Origin of the sequence: Bradyrhizobium jicamae, from assembly GCF_018130695.1 — a bacterium.
Classification (GTDB): domain Bacteria; phylum Pseudomonadota; class Alphaproteobacteria; order Rhizobiales; family Xanthobacteraceae; genus Bradyrhizobium; species Bradyrhizobium jicamae_B.
In genome coordinates, this window is record NZ_JAFCJX010000019.1 from 156022 (window position 1) to 172277 (window position 16256).

The window sequence follows — 16256 nt, forward strand, 5'->3', positions numbered from 1 at the left end:
GGACAGAGCGCCAAACCACCACTAACCCCGGAGGTGGTCCAAGAACGCTCGCAGCGCTGACGGGACTTGACGGTGAGAAGAGTAGTAGGCGTGGAAGCCCGGTCCAGGCGAAATCCACTCGGGGAGCACCGCGACCAGTGAGCCGCTCGACAGCTGCGCGTCGACCCTGGCCTTCAGGCAATAGAACAGGCCAACGCCGGCCTCTGCCATGCGGATCGAGAGCTCAGAGTCATCAAGGATGATGGTGCCGGGAACGTCGATGGCGAGACGCTTCCCTTGATGCTCGAATTCCCACTCATAGATCCGGTCGGTGCCCAGGCGGATGCGTATGCACTTATGGCTCGCGAGATCTTCCGGGTGTCCTGGATGCCCATGGTCTCTGAGATAACCGGGTGAGCCGACGATGATCCATTCGAGACTGTCGCTCAGTCGCGAGGCAATCATGCCTTCGGGCACGGTTCCGCCGTAGCGGATGCCCGCATCGAACCCCTCGGCGACCATGTCGATGAACTTGTCGTCGACGGCAATCTCCACTTCGATCTCAGGGAAAGCCGCGAGAAACGCTGGGAGCTTCGGCGCGAGAAGCAGGCGCGCAGCATCGCGCAATGCGGTGATCCTGACGCGGCCCACAAGGTGGCCGCGGAACTCATTCAGGCCCTCGATGGCATCTTCAATCCCGCGGAAGCGAGGCTCCAGTTCACGCACGAGCATTTCGCCTGCGGCCGTAAGATGCACGCTTCGGCTGGTGCGATGCAGAAGGCGTACGCCAAGCCGTTCCTCGAGACTCCTCATGGAATGGCTGAGTGCAGAGGCGGAGACACCCCTGATGGTCGCGGCGCGACGGAAGCCGCCTGCACGTACAATCGCCAGGAAAACTTCCAACTCAACAAGATCGGTTCGGTTACTCATATCGAGATCGATGCATACGCCTCAACAGTCAGTCAATTCCTGCTCAACGATCCGGTCCTCGCAAGCGGGCAGAGCTCTCGTCCGCACATCCTCTACCAAAGCACCGTCTGAGAAAAGGGTTGGTCTTCAATAGTTTCCGACGAGTTCGCCGGGTCAGCAACGACACGCTCCTGCGCGTGGTCCGACGCTGCAGCCGCCCGCCGTCTGACTCTCCCAAGGTCATTGGCATTGACGATTGGGCTTGGCGGCGCAATCACCGGTACGCCAGCATCGTCTGCAACTTGGAAAGGCGCCGGGTAGTCACCTTGCTGCCTGATCGTGAGCCCGCGACCGCTCAAGCCTGGCTCGCTGCTCATCCCACGATCGCAATAGTCGCCCGTGACCGTGGAGGCGGATATGGCGAAGCCGCGGCCGGCCGCTCCGACATACCGGTCATCGCCTATGTTAGCCCGCATGCGCCGAATTCAGAGCGGTCCTCACGGCGCACGGCGTGCCGGCCTATACGTCAGCCGAAAGCTGCGCGTCTGAATTCTTCGGCTTGCTCCTCCAGCCCACCTCCGCAGCGGGACGTTGCCGCGGTGGCCGAATGGACGCATGCGGAAACGAAGTCGACGCCAACGCGATGCTATCCGGCGAAGACAAGCGGCTGCGTGGTAACAATGTAGCTAACGGCCAGATTTAGTTTCGGAAAAGGCGAATTACATTCCATAATCTATGTTATGCGAATAAAATAGAGATGGAATATCAACGTGTTACGTATATCAGATGTCTCCAGCCCACCGACGCTCTGAAGATCAAGATCGTGTAGTCCTATTGAAGCACGTCGCCGACGAGTTCGACGCTGCAGTCAGTTCAGCTCTCCTCACCGTCGCGGATGCAATTCGAACTCTGAGCCACTTCTGAGAGCATGACCGCTATCGTCGAAACTACTAACAATCAGACCACGGCCGTTGCGGCCGTGGCTCAGAAGGGGTCTCTAACCATCGAAGCCGTTTCAGCTTCTACCAATGAGCTTTCCACTTCGGTCTCGGAGATCGGAAAGCAAGCATCATTGTCGGCCACGATCTCTGCAAGCGCCGTCGAAGAAGCGGATCGGACCAATGTGACGATTAACGGTCTTTCCGTATCCGAGACGAGCTTACCGTCTCTTAGGGCCTGACAGAATCCGGGGGAGCGCCTTTCCAGCGGTTGATGGTCCGCTCATCCTTGTCGAAGAAATTCAGCATCGGTAGCACCAAGGCGGCACAGCTTCGCAGCCTGGTCTGCATACTCAGTGTAATAGCCGGACGGGCGGCCATGCCTTGGCACGCCCCATTGTGCACCCAGCATGATGCATTTTGGCCATAATGTAGCGATCTTCTGCGATTGGATGATCATTGCCGCGGCTGCCAGGATAGCCCCGACTGCCGCCGAACGAGCAGCCAACTTATTCCAGCGGGCTTGGGCCACCAACGTCTCGCCCAGGTCGATGCGCTCGCCGTCCTCGTCCTTCCAGACGAACTCTCCGCCGAGCATCGCGCCCATACCCTGTGTATCGGTCCCCCACCTTCGCGACGGTGGACTTCACCCACCCGCGATCCTTTGGCCGCGGCGATACCGTCTACGACCCCTGGCATTGTGTGCCGGTGCTCGCCCGCAAACCCGCCTTGCGCAACCGTGCTCCCTTCAAAGACTGGGTGCTGCCGACCGCGATCGAGCGGATCCGGCGCAAGCTTGCTAGCACCGACGATGGCAATCGGTAAATGATCGACATCCTCAACGCGGTGCCGACTGATGGTTTGCCCGCGGTGGAAGCGGCCTGTGCCGAAGCGCTCAGTCACAGCGTCCATTCCGCCGATGTCGTGCTCAATATCCTGGCCCGCCAACGTGAACCCGCCCCACCGGCGAACATCATGACGCCGGCCGCACTGACGCTCCGTCATGCAGCGATCGCCTGCACTGCGACATCGTTGAGATCGGCAACGACAGTTGGCGTTTCAAAGGCCGCGACGATGTTCAAACAACCCGCGCTCGCGCCGTCTCCGCAACCCCGACCAGCTCCGACGACCCGAGCGCTACCAACAGAGCGCGCCGATTAAAGGGGTCCCCTTTGGATGCCGATAGGGGATCCCAGTCGAACGCCGATTGACGCTCGGGGACGCGGTCGCCTCCCGTGTAAATTCTGTAAGTGTGCTAGTGCTCATCGGCGAGAGACCGGGCCCTTCCGCAACCAATAGTCTCGGAGCCTATTTCACCTTGGCACCGCAGCGAGGGGCGACTGATGCCGATCGAAACTGCGTGTCGCACATAAGGCCCGAAGGCGTCCAATACGACGATGCGGCACGCCAGATCGCATATCTGCTCCATGCATCCCGCATTCGCGGCTGTTCCGGAGTCGCGATCAAAAACCGCGCTGACGATGTGGGCCTGGGGCCAACTGCTCCCAGGTACGTCATGGAGTGGCCTCTGATGCCTGAGGCGCGATCGCAGGCGGTGCAAAATGCACGAGATCGTAGTTTGGCGTACAAAATTCTGCAAATGGCGGAGAGAGTGTCAGTCAATCCCCGTTGAAAGGTAAGGCAACTTCTTCCCTTATAGACCAAAACCCACGAATTCAGCTACGCGTTCAAGTGGAACTTCGTGTGGGCGAACACGTCCAGTTCGCGATCGCGAACTCAGCGCGTTGCTGATCTGCGGGGCAAAAGCCCATTCTTGATTGGTTGAATCCGCTGTCCAGGATTGATAGTAGCAATTGCCCTCCGAAGGCGAAGGCCACGCGTTCGAATCGTGTCGGGTGCGCCAACATCATTGATGTGCAATTTCGAATGTGGCCACTGCCAATTTGCCAGGGTTTACGCGCGATCAACTGCGACCTTGACGTCCGATCAGGCTGCGGCGGTGGTAACCACGGTGCTGAACGTCCTCACGAATTTCCTCGCTTACCGAGCGAACAACGCGCTTTCTCTTGCGCCAATTCCCGCTCAGACTCGAAGGAATAGCAAATCCTCGCGGGACAACCAGTAGATCGTTCCTTCCGTTTAGATAAACGTCGTACACTCAATCCTCCAATTCTATCGGGCGTCCGAAGCCGTCGGAATTACCGGCAACACGAGGCAAGATGGATGATCAGAATCATGGAAGATCGTATCGGTTCCAATTTTCTCCGGCGTATACATATGTGGCCAGAGCTGTTCGGTCACAGGTGAGTCCCCATTCGCTATCTCCAGCCTGATGCGATGACCAGCTGCGAAGCGATATGCCTGAGGCTCAAGACTAATTTCGAAGGGATAGATTTGGTCCGGAATGAGCGGGTCCGCGCGATCGTGCGGGTGGCGAGGAACCTCGGTCGTGCTGGACGGATCGAGTTCGCGATGTGATGCTCTCAGCCAGCCGCGCGTGACAACAGTTGCTGCCGCGTTGTGGCCAACCTTGTACGCATCGGTGTCATCGAGTTGGTCGCTTAGCTTGATGAAGAAATCCGTATCGGCATTGGAGGATGCAGCGTACAAACGAAGAAGGATCGGCCCCGCGATCACCAAATCTTGCTCGAGCCGCGGTGTCGTGAAGGTCAATACTCGCCGAACTGGGTCGAAGCCGGAGGCCGGGCCGCCGGGCCCAAACCCGACGACACCTGCGACCCAGCCAGGATCGGGGTAAGAGTAAGAACTGGAGTTCACCCCTGTCGAGGTCCGCGATGCTAGCGAGCCATCGTTGAAGGAATGGACACTGCCCGACCGTGTGGGTGACAGGTAGAGAGTTTGATACTCTGTTTCGGCCGGCGGCCATTGCGCCGCAACACGCCGCTCGCCCGATCCGCCGACAAAGAATTCGACCGCCGGACGGCTCTCCCAGCCTGTCTCGATTCCTTTCAGCCAGCGATCATAGAATGGCAGCATGACTGCGCGGTGAAAGTCAGTGCTGGCAAACTCGGCTGCCGCGGTCCAGGCATTGGGTGCCGCCGACATGCGCAATTTCTTGGGACCTCGCGCACGCTGATAGCCGTCAATGTTACCGCGCGTGTGAAGCTGATGTTTGCCCCAGACACCACTTGAATATAGCGGGACCTCGATCTGATCGAGCTTGTCCCAAGCTGATCGTTCGCGCCAAAAATCGTCGAACAGCGGATGCTCCGCGAGTAGGCTATCGAGGTCGGTTTTTTGATTGCGCGCGGGTCCAGTCTCGGGAAAGCGATTGATAGTCCGATTCTGATGCCACCAGTAGCCCGCAAAGAAATCGCACGGGATACCTCCATGATAACAGCCCTGGCGATAGATATCGGCCGCTCCGTCATGCGCACCGATGCAAGCGAGGGACGGCGGCTTCAGGGCGCCAAGGAACCATTGGATCATGCAATAATAGGATTGACCGATGCTACCGACCTTTCCGTTCGACCAGGGCTGTGCCGCCGCCCATTCTATCGCGTCGTAAAGGTCGCCCTGCTCGTCCTTGCCGAGGAAGCCGAACTCGCCCTCGGAACGGCCACAGCCTCGCAGATCGAGATGCACATAAGCGTAGCCTTCGCCAACGTAGAAATCGATCGGGCCGGTTTCCCGCCATAGGAACTGCGGGCTGGCCGGGAGCGCATTGTTGTCGAAACGGTAAGGCGAGGCGGCGAACAAGGTCGGCAGTTCGCGCGCTTGTGAAGGCTTGTAGACGGCCACTGCCAGCTTAGTGCCATCCCGGGCGGAGAAATGCACCACCTCTGGCGTCAGTGGATTTAACATCGAGATCTCCCGTCTCAGGATGAGGAACGGTCGGACGTTGGGCCGAAGGCATAGGGGCCTAGTTGCCACATCAGGGAGCACGCAAGCACGAGCACCGCAGCGAACAGCCAGAGCGCTGGCGTATAGTTTCCAAACCGCGTGAAACTTAAACCCATAACCCAGGGACCAATGCCGCTACCCAACATGAAGATCGCGAAGAGGTAGCCGTAGAGTGCGCCGAAGGCACGCAGACCGAAATAGCGTGATTGAAGGAAGGCGATCAGATCGATCTCAGCGCCTAGCCCCAATCCGACGAGCATGGCCGCGACAAGCCCTGCTTGCATGCTGACTGTTGATAGCAGCATGATGATGCCCGCAAGCGGCATCAAGAAGAAGGCAAGTGCAACATTCGGCGCGAAAAAGCGGTCAAGCATGGCTCCGGCGACTAACCTTCCCGCAATTAGCGCGATACCGGCTGCACTAATTGCCCGCGTCGCCTGAGCGGTCGGAACGCCATGATCCGTGAGTAGCGGGATCAGATGCGCGGTCGCACCCGAAGCGGTCATGGCCACGCAGAAGAAGGCGCCGCTCAGTTGCCAAAAGTGCGCACTTGCGATCGCTTCGCGCGTGGACAAGCCTGGCTTTTCGACGACCGCTCCATTGGGCCGACGCGCGTCGGCCCCAAGCGTCCAGACTGCGGGTACCCCCAGCACTACCACCAACACCCCCAGCATCATGTAAGCGTGACGTCACCCGAAACTCGCGAGGAGATGGGCTGCTAGCAGTGGAATCAGCGCGGCGCCGAGACCGACACCAGTCATAGCGATGCCAAGCGCGAGCCCTCGTCGTCGATCAAAAGCGCCAGCAACGGCTCTTGCGTAGGGCAGCGGGGTTTGGCCGCCCCATACCAGGCCGACAACACCGTAGAGCGCGACAAATTTCGTTGAGGAGTTTGGCAGCCATCCGAGCGCAACCATCCCGCTCCCCGACAGGAGAACGGCAGGCAATGTAATTCGGCGGACGCCGTAGCGATCGACAAGCCAGCCTGCGACAGGCGTGGCGATTCCCGTCGCGCACAGGCCCATCATGAGGGCAGCCGAGAGCGTACCGCGGTCGGATTGAAAACTCTCTACTAGGGCGGTTAAGAAGACGCCGAAGGTGAACTGCATCATCGGTCCGTTGCCAACGATGAGACCCAGAACCGCACCCAATACTATGCGCCAATTGCTAGTGCGTTTTGACAGATCTTCGTGCGCAACGGATCCGGCTGATATTGTCACGCCCTCTCCCCTTTGATTGCCGAGAGTCTTCGGTACTGGAACCGTTTGCCGGCACTGTTCGGAGACATATACTATACCGTATAGTTTTGTCGAGTGTTAGCCGCCGGTTTGCACCCGTCGGATAGTACTGGCGCCCTGCTATCCGTACCCTGTGGATCGGGCCCTTCGCACGTCGGCCTGTCAGCCTGATACGGGCGCCAGCCTGCTAGGCATTGAACTCCAGCCTGGGCGGAAGAAGCATCAACGAATGAGCTAGTCGCCGCAGGCTTTCGCCGCGACCAACATCGTGGCCAAAGGCCCCCTAGAAGCGCTAGGAAACTTGTTTCGGGAAGCGGCTGGGCGCTTTTTTGGTGGGAAACCAGCAATTGATTGGCTTGACGGGGAACATTTCGCCCCCTCAGGTCAGCGTATAGGCTATCGATTCTGGGCAAAGCGAGCCCAATACGAAAGTCGGCGAGGCTCGAGGTTGGCCGATCGATAATTAAATTCTAGAACTGAGCGGGAACCGATGAAATCCAAAAGAAGCGCTCCTCGCCGCGGGCCGCGAGCGACCAAGCGCGAAGCTATCCTCGAGGCCGGTACTAAAATATTCCTTGAGCGCGGGTTTGGCGCCACAAGCATGGACGAAGTGGCCGTTCAGGCGAATGTCTCCAAACGAACAGTGTACGACTACTTCGAAAGCAAGGAGGGCCTTTTTGCCGCCGTCGTTCAGGAGCTTTGCGAGCGCATCACACCGCCCGAGTTTCTGGCGAGAGAGACTGAGGAAGAGGTTGAGGATGTTCTAAAGCGGTTTGGCGAGTGGTTCCTCGCCCGCATATACTCGGTTGAACAAATTAATCTGTTTCAAACAGTAATCAACGATTCGCGTCAGTTTCCAGATATCGGAAACATGATGTTTTCCGGTCCGGTGAAGCGAACCCAAGACGCTGTCGCGTCGTATTTCGCGACGCAAGTGCGAAAGGGCCGTTTGGTGCTGAAGGACACTACGACCGCCGCTGCTCTTTTTATCGCGATGCTTAAGGGCGATACCCATATGAAATTGCTCTTCGGACAGTCGCGAGAGGCTTTGCAGAAGGAGATTAGACGAAACGTCTCTACAACTGTAAGGCTTTTCCTGAATGGAGCTCGCGAAGGCTAAAGTCATCGGGGTGAATAACCTCAGCACTTGTGCGCGACGTCGAACGAAACCAGCTTGATCCACCTTTCCGGTGCAAGTAAGTTCTCGTCCTGCAAAAAAAGTGCCGCGGAACTACCCCGGCACTTAGTCTATTCCTTCGGGAGGTTTAACGAAGGAAGTTTCAGAACTTCATGGTAATGCCGCTATAGATTGTTGATTCGGTACACGTGTTGTTGCTCACCCCCGGCGAGACGTTGCACAATCTGCTCTTCTCGTGATCGAGTCCGAATTTGTTTTGCCAATAGCGGTACGCCACCCACATATCAACAAAGTGCGAATATTTCGGCCCCCAAGCGGCTTTGGAAGCATCGAACGTCAGCCGGATTGGCTCGGCATTGAACTCGACCGTGGTATTAAGATTGGCGGGCGCCGCCACTGGCAAAGGGTTGTAAGGAAGTGGATTGCTCTCAGTTCCCTTTGGACCATACCAGGCGGCTCGGCCACTGATCGAGAAGAACTGCATGCTCTCAGGAAGAAACCCGAGATCCATGTAATAGTTGGTTTCGATCGCCCAAGTCGGATTGTAACTGCGGTGGCCGTCTATCAAGCAGTTGACGCCTGGTACCGGTCCCGAGAAGCCGCTACCGCACTGCGCGAAGCCGTTGTGATTTGCAAAATCCCAATACATCAAAGGTGAAACGTTGAAGAAGCCTTTGTAGGGAAGCGCAAACTGGAACTGAAGGCCGGCGACAACGTCGCGCTTCGCCGGCGCCAGGCGATTATTGACAGTGTTCGCATCCAAGCCTACCGCGAAAGAAATGTTGCGGAGCGGATCAATGGCAAACGCTTTCGTATTGAAGATTTCGTTCCAGCCGAACGTCGACCTGATTTGGCCGAAGATCTCTGACGCCCCCTCGCAAGCGGCAGACGTCGTCGTGCCGTTAGTCGGGTTGAAGATGACGCCTGCATTCGTGCAGGGGTTGGCGGGATCGTTGTGATCTGACTTCAAGAGAGAAATGTTGAAGAAGTTCGTGCCGTAGGCCCATATGTCGAAGTGCGTGAACGAATAGACCTGTTTAGCAGTCTTGCCGTTGATGCTGCCATCAGGACGAATTGAATAGTTTCCTGGATCGGTGCCCGCAGGCATCCAAGATACAGTTATGCGATCGTCGATCAATTTGAAAAACGGCGTGTCGACAGCCACTGCTGGACTTGCCTTCGCGGGAAGATCAGCGGCAGACGCACTCCCCGTGATTGAAAGCATGGATACTGCAAGAATGGTACAGCGACGGTTCATGATGTCCCCCCTAAGTTAAAAATCCTCATTCCGATCCGACCGGCTCCGCTCCGGTCAAATCATAAAACTCTACACGGTGCAGTATGCAAGGAACTACACGGTACAGTGTACCTTTACAAGCCAAAAGTGTTGCTGGCTAGACACACTCTCGTACTTTACAAAGCCCGCCGGATTAGCGCCGACTCAAGCGCGATCACCCTAGCCTCCAGGATTTCGTCCTAAGAAGCGATACCTGCCGAGAAGTAGAAATAGGCCGGAGGCAAACATCAACGCCGCAAACACGACCGTTAGCGCCAAAGAGTACGAACCTGTGCTTTGGCGGATGAAACCGAATGCCGCAATCGACAACGCCGCTCCAATTTGAAATATCGCGTAGATGGATCCGTAGATCACGCCTAGAAATTTCTGCCCGAAGTACCTCGGAATCAAATAGCCAAGTCCATCGAATTCAGCGCCGATCACGAAGCCGAGCAGCGATGCAGCGACCGCGGCCAGTGCGTATGGCGGGCTCGAGTTGAGGATCCAAAGCCCTGCCCCGGCAGCGAGGCACATGGTCGTCATCACCACGGAAACCTTGAGCCGATCTAGAAACCAGCCCGTGCAAACCCGTCCGACGATCAACGATATCCCCATCACTGATTGCAAAAAGGTCGCCTCAGCCGGCGTCAGGCCTGCGTCAGTCAAAATCCTGATCATGTGAATAACCGCTCCGGAGCTCGCGGTACCCAGGACGAAAAAGCCGGCGGCCGAAATACAATACTCACGGGTCTTAGCGGCCTGACGCAGCGAAATCCCCAGTAGGTCGGCGCTATCATGAGTCTCTATTTTGACGCGACGCTCCTTCAGCATGAAGAAGGCGACGGGCCATGGGCCGATAATCGCGAGAACACCCAATACGGCGTAGCCTGTACGCCACCCAAAGTTGGCAATGGTGTAGGCTACAAGGGCAGGCAATACGGCAGCGCCGATGCCTATCCCCGTATTTGCAAGCCCTAGACTCAGCCCGAGACGCTTATCGAACCAGCTGGCGGTAGCCTTGTTGTAGGTGACAGGCCATACGCCGATGCCGCAAAGTGCGGCCAACACAAGGCCCGCATAGAAAACATAGAGATTCCCAGGAAGAAAATACAAGGCGGAGACACTCAATCCAAACAGGGGAATCGAGCAAAGAACCAATTTTCGGGCACCTAGGCGATCGGTTAGATAGCCCGATATGACCGAAGTCGTAATGATCATGAGTGAAATAAGTGAGGCGCCCAACGATATCGTCGAAATTCCCCATTTGAACTCGGCCTCAAGCGGCAACACAAATGCGCTGAAGCAAAAGACGAGTATGCTGCTTGGACCAAATACCATTCCAATCAGCGAGGCGAGCGTCGTCGTCCAGCCCGAGTATAGCCGTCCATCGCTCCCGATCAGCCTCTCGGCTTTTTCCGGAGCTTCCTTTGGAAGAAGAAGGCTCACGGCAGAAGCAAGCCCTTGCTCGGCACTCATTGGCCTTCCCCTCTAATACCGCATGGCTGTATTCAGCTCCTGTTGATGAATACACTACACGGTGTGGTGTCTGTCGCAAGCGCATTTTTCGTGATTTTGCCGGCGGTCGGCACGCGCTTCGTAGGTGCCGTCTAGATATATCAGCGGATCAACTGTCCCGTTCAGGACGACGGAAAGCACTCGGCCCACGAAAATGGAATGGGAACCATAATCAAATCGATCCGCAGACTCGCAGATAAGGCTGGCTTGAGCGTCAGCCAGGATTGGAACTGAATCGTCTTGCCTCCAAGAGCCTGCGCCGAATCGATCCATCTGGCCCGACGTGCCGCAACGCATCGAGACGTCGGCTTGCCCACTGTTCAGAATGTTGACCCCGAAATTGTCGACGCCACGTATGTGCTCGTAGAACGATGAAGATCGGTTTACACAAACGATCAATGACGGAGGCCGCATGCTCATCGCGCTCAAGGATGTGGCCGTCATAGCGTAACGGCCACTCTCGTCTTGACATGTCACGATGGCGACGGAGCTTGCCAGCCTGCGCATGGCGAGTTTCGTCTGGACTACGACATCTTCGTCCGGAGTTTTGCTCATGGTTGCGAGTCCTATTGGTTGTCAGTCTAAAACATTCCTTCGGGATCAATCCCGAGGGCGTTCTGCCCGTACATGATGTCGGTGTTTTCGTGGTCGAGGCTGATATGCAGCGCGCCGGTATTGGCGTCGCGCCAGAACCTTTGAAGGGGCAAGGATAAGTCCGCGGAACTGGCCCCTCCCCGGAGAAACAACTCGTTGACGACAGCTACCGCCTGCTTAGCCGCGAATCCATGATTGCGTCGAATGGCCAATCGTTCCGCGCGGTCAAGCGTTCCTTCTTTTCTGAGTTTTGCGTCCGCGCACTCCAGACCGTCGACCAGCAACGTCAACGCGGCGTCAATACTTGTTGCAGCGGCGCCGATCTTGCCCTGCACCCGGGATTGGAGCGCGAGGGCAGCGGCACCAGCCGCGGCGGGACGCGACTTGGAGCGAGCCATCTCCGTGAACGTATCCAGCGCGCCGCGGGCCATCCCAAGTATCGGTGCGGCAAGGGACGTGGGACCGAAGGTCGTGAAGTAGAAGCGAGCCATGATGTTTTCGGGGATCGCGCTGCCAGGCGCGGTCGCGCTTGCTATGTCGGCAAATCGCAGTACGCGATGCTCGGGAACGAACTTCAGCTCATCCAAGGCCAATGTCTTGCTCCCGGTCCCTTGAAGGCCACAGGTAAACCAGGAATTCTGGTCGACCGTGAACGCTTCACTGGGAAGTAACAACCAGCCAAGCTCTGGGGCGTTTCCTTCACAGGGAATCATTGCAGCGACAATCAGCCACGGACAATTTTCGCAGTTGCTCACATATGGCCACTTGCCAGCTATTCGGAATCCGCCGGACACGCGCTCGCAATCGCGGCTTGGCGTGTGCGCTACGGCAACGATGCCGTTTGGATCGCTCCAAACCTCCTGCTGCGCTTCTTCCGGAAAGAAGGATACGATCCATTGACCTCCGATCGTAAGCGTTCCACACCAAGCAGTGCTTCCGCAGCCCCGGCCCAATTCGTATCCCAGCCGGGCCAGTTCGGCCGGGCCGTACTCATATCCACCGAAAGCAGCCGGCTGCATGACCTTGAACAGTTGCGCATCCCGCAGCAATTCCATCGAGCGCTTGGGAACCCTACGATTGACCTCAGTCTCGCGCGCAATACTTCGAAAATGTTCATTGAGCGTTTCGACGCGACCAACAAGATCGGCAAGATCCGGCCTAGCTCTTGAGCCCGTCGTCACTTCATGTGTCGCGAAGCCCCACATTTGTCGTTCCCTCCGCTTTTATGTTGGTCGGATCAGCCTCCCTCTCCACAGACAGAATGACAAATGGGATTTCTCAAGCTCGAATATCGGTCGAGACGATACTTGGCATTTCTTCAGCATCTCCAGTATACTACGCCGTGTGGCGACATGTCGGACAAATGGCGAGATTCGACCTCAATCTACTTTATTCTCTGGACGCCCTCCTGGCCGAGCGGAACGTCACGAAGGCAGCCGAAAAGCTTTGCGTGACACAGTCGACCATGAGCGGAATGCTCCTGCGCCTAAGGCAACAGTTCAATGATGAGCTGCTGGTGCGCCGAGGTAAGAGTTTCCAATTGTCACCTCTTGCGGAGCACCTTTCGGCATCAATTAGAGCGACTTTGCTTCAAGTGGAGGCCACTGTGAGCTCGAAGCCGGAGTTCGAGCCCAGCAAGGATAGTCGTCGATTCCGGATCATGGCGTCCGACTATTCCACGATCACGTTGCTTAACGATCTTTTCCGGCAATGCGCCAAGTGGGCGCCTCGGGTGCAGTTCGAAGTCCTACCGATTCAATCCCCGTTGGAAAGCATCCGTGCTGGAGAAGTGGACGTATGCGTTACCGGCAATCCCGCCGTTCATACAATCGTTCATCAGGACCCAACAATACGCAGCGACTTCCTCTTCTCTGAAGTGTATTGCTGTGTTGTCGACGGTGAGCATCCGTTGAGAGGACCCGTATCACGCGAAGACTGCGCTCGTTTTCCTCAGATTGTTGTAGGCTTTAGAGGCTTGGTCATGGCGACGGCGGAGATCTCGAGTCGCCCGCTTACCGAAGAATTTCCGGCCGAGATTATTGTGCCAAGCTTTTCGGTGATTCCAGATCTTGTCGCTGGGACCAAGTATCTTGGCCTTATTCCAAAGCGGCTGTTTGGCTCCACTGCCGCAAGAACAAACTTGAGGCTATTAGAATTTGCGCACGAAGGTCCCTCCTTCAACGAAATGCTGATTTGGCACACCCGGCTAGCCGACGATCCGGCCTTCCGGTGGCTGCGAACGCTGATACTAGGCTTAGCCACATGCAACGCGTCGAGCAAATTTGGATGAACCTACTCGCTACTCGAACGGCTTAAGTGCGCAATGTTGGCAAGATGAGCCGAGACGGGTGTGTCGGTCCATGATGTATCGTGTCTTTGCCAACCATATCCGGCGTGAAGGCGTGTGAAAATTGCAGATCTGTGACCGTGGAGTCGGCGCAAGATATATCGATGCGAACTCTTGAACCTGACCTGACCTTATAGGCTGTGGCCGTTAATGGGATCCGCAATTCAACGACTTGACCGGGAACGAGTTGAGAGCGCTTCGTATGAAAATGGACGGGCCCACCTTTGACGCTTCTGGCTTCGTCAATTGCCCGTTGGGAGGCGCGTAACCATCCTTTCGAGATCAGGATCGATTGCGGTTGGATGCCCTTCGCTCGATCATCGGCTGGTTGTTCGAACTGCTCAGAAAGCTTGACGATGAAGTTTGCATCGTCCCTAGTCGATGAGACGAAAAGAACCAACTCACCCCAGCCGGCAAGGATGATATCCTGCCCAAAAGCTGCAGAGGCAAAGGTAACCATTCTCTTTAGCAGGTCGGGACCGCGGGCCGAATGTGCAACTGGACCGATCGCCCATTGTGAATCAGGATAAGAATACTCCGTGCTCTGGTCGGTTGCCACGCCGAGATCAACTTCGTCCTGCAGTGTCCCGTCGTTCATAGATGTGACACTTCCAGTCGGACCAGATCCGAGGAAGAACTCTTTGTATTCCACGCCTACGGGCGGCCAGGTGGTGGATGTGAGCGTCGCTGAAGATCCACACAGGTCAAACTCGACATTTGGACGATCAAGGTATTCGTTGCGTGTTCCTTTGAGGTAACAATCGTAGAACGGAAGCAAGACCTCTTCGTGCATTGCAGTCGAGGCGAACGCAGCCAAAGCTTGCGGGAGCGTGGGAGTGCTCAACAACCTAAGCTTCTTTGGGCCTCGCACGGTGTTGTAGCCAATGATGTTGCCATCTAGATGGATATCACGCTTTACGTAGATGCCGATCGAGTAGACCGGAATGTCGACCTGTGAAAGTTGATCGACAATGGTCCGTTCTTCCCAGTAATCGTCACGGATCGGATGCCGCATAAGGTCGGCGATCAGATCATATTCGATGATGCGCGGTCCCGATCCATTGGCAGGAAATCGATTCGCAAGGCGGACCGAGCCGTTCCACCAAACGGAAGCAAACTGGCTCTGGATTCCACCTTGATAGAACCATCCATTGTAGAAATCGATGTGACCATCGAAAGGCGCGACGCATGTCAGATGCTGGGGTCGTTCAGCAGCCATGCACCACTGAGCGGCGGCGTAATAGGATTGTCCGATACCACCAATTTTTCCGCTGGACCACGGCTGCGCCGCGATCCATTCAATAACTTCATACAAGTCTCTTCGTTCACGACGGCTGAAGAACCCGTACTCTCCCTCTGACTTACCAGTTCCGCGGACGTCGAGATGAACATACGCATAGCCTCGCTCGACATAAAAATCGATCGGACCGGTTTCGTGCCAATAGAAGATCATCGAAGGCGGCACGTCGTCATTGTCGTATCGGTAAGGCGACGCCGCGAACAAGGTCGGGAATGGACCAGGTCCCTCTGGACGATATATCCGAACCGCTACCCTCGCCCCATCGCTCATAGGGATCATGACGTCGGACTGGTCTACCGCAGGCTTTGGCATATTTCCCCCAACTTTTGGGCAGCATAGCCTCAATAATTACTGATCACAATCAGTTTCGATCGCGATCGAGTTATCAACGTGATAGCGTAGGGGCGCCGAACTTCCCACATCGGATTGGGCGACTTGGGTGCGACGATGAAACAAACCAGTTCGACGGAGAGAACGGCCGTGAAGGCGAGCCTAAGAGAGCGCAACAAGACCGCTAAGGAGTCGATCATCCGACAGACAGCTCGGAGGCTCTTTCTCAAGCATGGTTATGAGAAGACGACGCTCCGCGAAATCGCAAAAGAAGCGGACGTTGGGTTTGGCACCGTCTCTGCTTACTCAAATGACAAGTCTGGCCTTTTGGCCATGATCTTTGTGGAAGAGCTTAAGAAGTTGGATCCACTCTTTGCCGATATTCCGGATAAGGGTGATCTTCTGGACCAATTGGTCTTAGGTCTCGGGAAACTATTCGCGTTTTGGAGTGCAGTACCGTCTCTAAGTGCGCATGTACTTCAGCAAATGGAGTTCTTCCATAGGAATCCACATATGGACTTGATCATGGCTAGGCGTAAGCAAGCGAGACGGGAACTGGCGGCCTTTCTTTCCAAGAAGAAGGAAGCAGGCAAAATTCGGTCGGACGTGGATATCGACAGGGCGGCGGACACTCTGTTTGCGATCTACACATCTAGCGTCCGGGAATGGAGCATCACCATGCCGCACGACCAAAAAAAGGGAATCGCTCGCCTGAGGTCGCTGCTCGAACTATCAGTTCGGGGCCTTCAACGCTGATACACGAAGTTGAACGACGCTGTGCTGATCGACCGTATCCCTCCGGCGTCGGCCGCCTTGTGTAGTTTGAGAGGCGGCCCGAGGATTTGACCTTAAGTCTAGCTTTAAGGT

13 protein-coding genes and 3 pseudogenes are annotated in these 16256 nt (G+C 56.4%); 7 read left to right on the forward strand and 9 right to left on the reverse strand.

Annotation, left to right across the window (positions count from 1 at the left end):
* Window positions 1–21 precede the first annotated feature (21 nt).
* Window positions 22–909, reverse strand: a complete 888-nt coding sequence (locus tag JQ604_RS26455) for a LysR family transcriptional regulator (protein WP_212363564.1) — start codon at window positions 907–909, stop codon at window positions 22–24.
* A gap of 152 nt (window positions 910–1061) precedes the next feature.
* Here JQ604_RS26455 and JQ604_RS26460 point away from each other — a divergent pair.
* Window positions 1062–1322: pseudogene (locus tag JQ604_RS26460) on the forward strand (transposase); the annotation flags it as partial.
* A 494-nt stretch (window positions 1323–1816) separates the two neighbouring features.
* A complete protein-coding gene (locus JQ604_RS26465; RefSeq protein WP_212363566.1) occupies window positions 1817–2068 on the forward strand; it encodes a hypothetical protein in 252 nt (83 codons plus the stop codon).
* Window positions 2069–2109: 41 nt separating this feature from the next.
* Here JQ604_RS26465 and JQ604_RS26470 read toward each other — a convergent pair whose 3' ends face one another.
* Window positions 2110–2433, reverse strand: a complete 324-nt coding sequence (locus JQ604_RS26470; RefSeq protein WP_212363568.1) for a hypothetical protein — start codon at window positions 2431–2433, stop codon at window positions 2110–2112.
* A 44-nt stretch (window positions 2434–2477) separates the two neighbouring features.
* On the opposite strand from JQ604_RS26470, the pseudogene JQ604_RS26475 reads away from it, so the two are divergent.
* Both JQ604_RS26475 and JQ604_RS42200 read left to right on the forward strand, forming a co-directional pair.
* A pseudogene (locus tag JQ604_RS26475) lies at window positions 2478–2987 on the forward strand (hypothetical protein); the annotation flags it as partial.
* A gap of 97 nt (window positions 2988–3084) precedes the next feature.
* Window positions 3085–3459, forward strand: a complete 375-nt coding sequence (locus tag JQ604_RS42200) for an ethanolamine ammonia-lyase light chain EutC (protein ID WP_433996285.1) — start codon at window positions 3085–3087, stop codon at window positions 3457–3459.
* A 500-nt stretch (window positions 3460–3959) separates the two neighbouring features.
* Here the strand turns inward: JQ604_RS42200 and JQ604_RS26485 are convergent, their stop codons facing one another.
* Window positions 3960–5612, reverse strand: coding sequence for a CocE/NonD family hydrolase (locus tag JQ604_RS26485; RefSeq protein ID WP_212363571.1), 1653 nt, complete (start codon window positions 5610–5612; stop codon window positions 3960–3962).
* A gap of 14 nt (window positions 5613–5626) precedes the next feature.
* A pseudogene (locus JQ604_RS42050) lies at window positions 5627–6763 on the reverse strand (MFS transporter).
* Window positions 6764–7379: 616 nt separating this feature from the next.
* Between JQ604_RS42050 and JQ604_RS26500 the strand changes: the two are divergent.
* Window positions 7380–8009: a TetR/AcrR family transcriptional regulator gene (locus JQ604_RS26500; RefSeq protein ID WP_212363577.1), complete on the forward strand. Its 630-nt coding sequence runs from the start codon at window positions 7380–7382 to the stop codon at window positions 8007–8009.
* 160 nt (window positions 8010–8169) lie between these two features.
* On the opposite strand, the gene JQ604_RS26505 is transcribed toward JQ604_RS26500, so the two are convergent.
* The 4 genes from JQ604_RS26505 to JQ604_RS26520 all read right to left on the reverse strand — a co-directional run bounded on the left by JQ604_RS26505 (window position 8170) and on the right by JQ604_RS26520 (window position 12617).
* Complete coding sequence (locus JQ604_RS26505; RefSeq protein WP_212363579.1) at window positions 8170–9285, reverse strand: hypothetical protein; 1116 nt, start codon at window positions 9283–9285, stop codon at window positions 8170–8172.
* Between the two features lie 198 nt (window positions 9286–9483).
* Complete coding sequence (locus JQ604_RS26510) at window positions 9484–10779, reverse strand: MFS transporter (protein WP_212363581.1); 1296 nt, start codon at window positions 10777–10779, stop codon at window positions 9484–9486.
* Between the two features lie 54 nt (window positions 10780–10833).
* Window positions 10834–11373 (reverse strand): flavin reductase family protein, encoded by a 540-nt coding sequence (locus JQ604_RS42205; protein WP_212363583.1) that lies wholly within the window; start codon window positions 11371–11373, stop codon window positions 10834–10836.
* 26 nt (window positions 11374–11399) lie between these two features.
* Window positions 11400–12617, reverse strand: coding sequence for an acyl-CoA dehydrogenase family protein (locus JQ604_RS26520; RefSeq protein WP_212363585.1), 1218 nt, complete (start codon window positions 12615–12617; stop codon window positions 11400–11402).
* A gap of 158 nt (window positions 12618–12775) precedes the next feature.
* On the opposite strand from JQ604_RS26520, the gene JQ604_RS26525 reads away from it, so the two are divergent.
* Window positions 12776–13702 carry a LysR family transcriptional regulator gene (locus JQ604_RS26525; RefSeq protein WP_212363587.1) on the forward strand — a complete coding sequence of 309 codons (927 nt, stop codon included), beginning with the start codon at window positions 12776–12778 and terminating at the stop codon, window positions 13700–13702.
* A 22-nt stretch (window positions 13703–13724) separates the two neighbouring features.
* On the opposite strand, the gene JQ604_RS26530 is transcribed toward JQ604_RS26525, so the two are convergent.
* Window positions 13725–15371 carry a CocE/NonD family hydrolase gene (locus tag JQ604_RS26530; protein ID WP_212363588.1) on the reverse strand — a complete coding sequence of 549 codons (1647 nt, stop codon included), beginning with the start codon at window positions 15369–15371 and terminating at the stop codon, window positions 13725–13727.
* 123 nt (window positions 15372–15494) lie between these two features.
* Between JQ604_RS26530 and JQ604_RS26535 the strand changes: the two genes are divergently transcribed.
* Window positions 15495–16145, forward strand: coding sequence for a TetR/AcrR family transcriptional regulator (locus JQ604_RS26535; protein ID WP_212363589.1), 651 nt, complete (start codon window positions 15495–15497; stop codon window positions 16143–16145).
* Window positions 16146–16256: the final 111 nt, after the last annotated feature.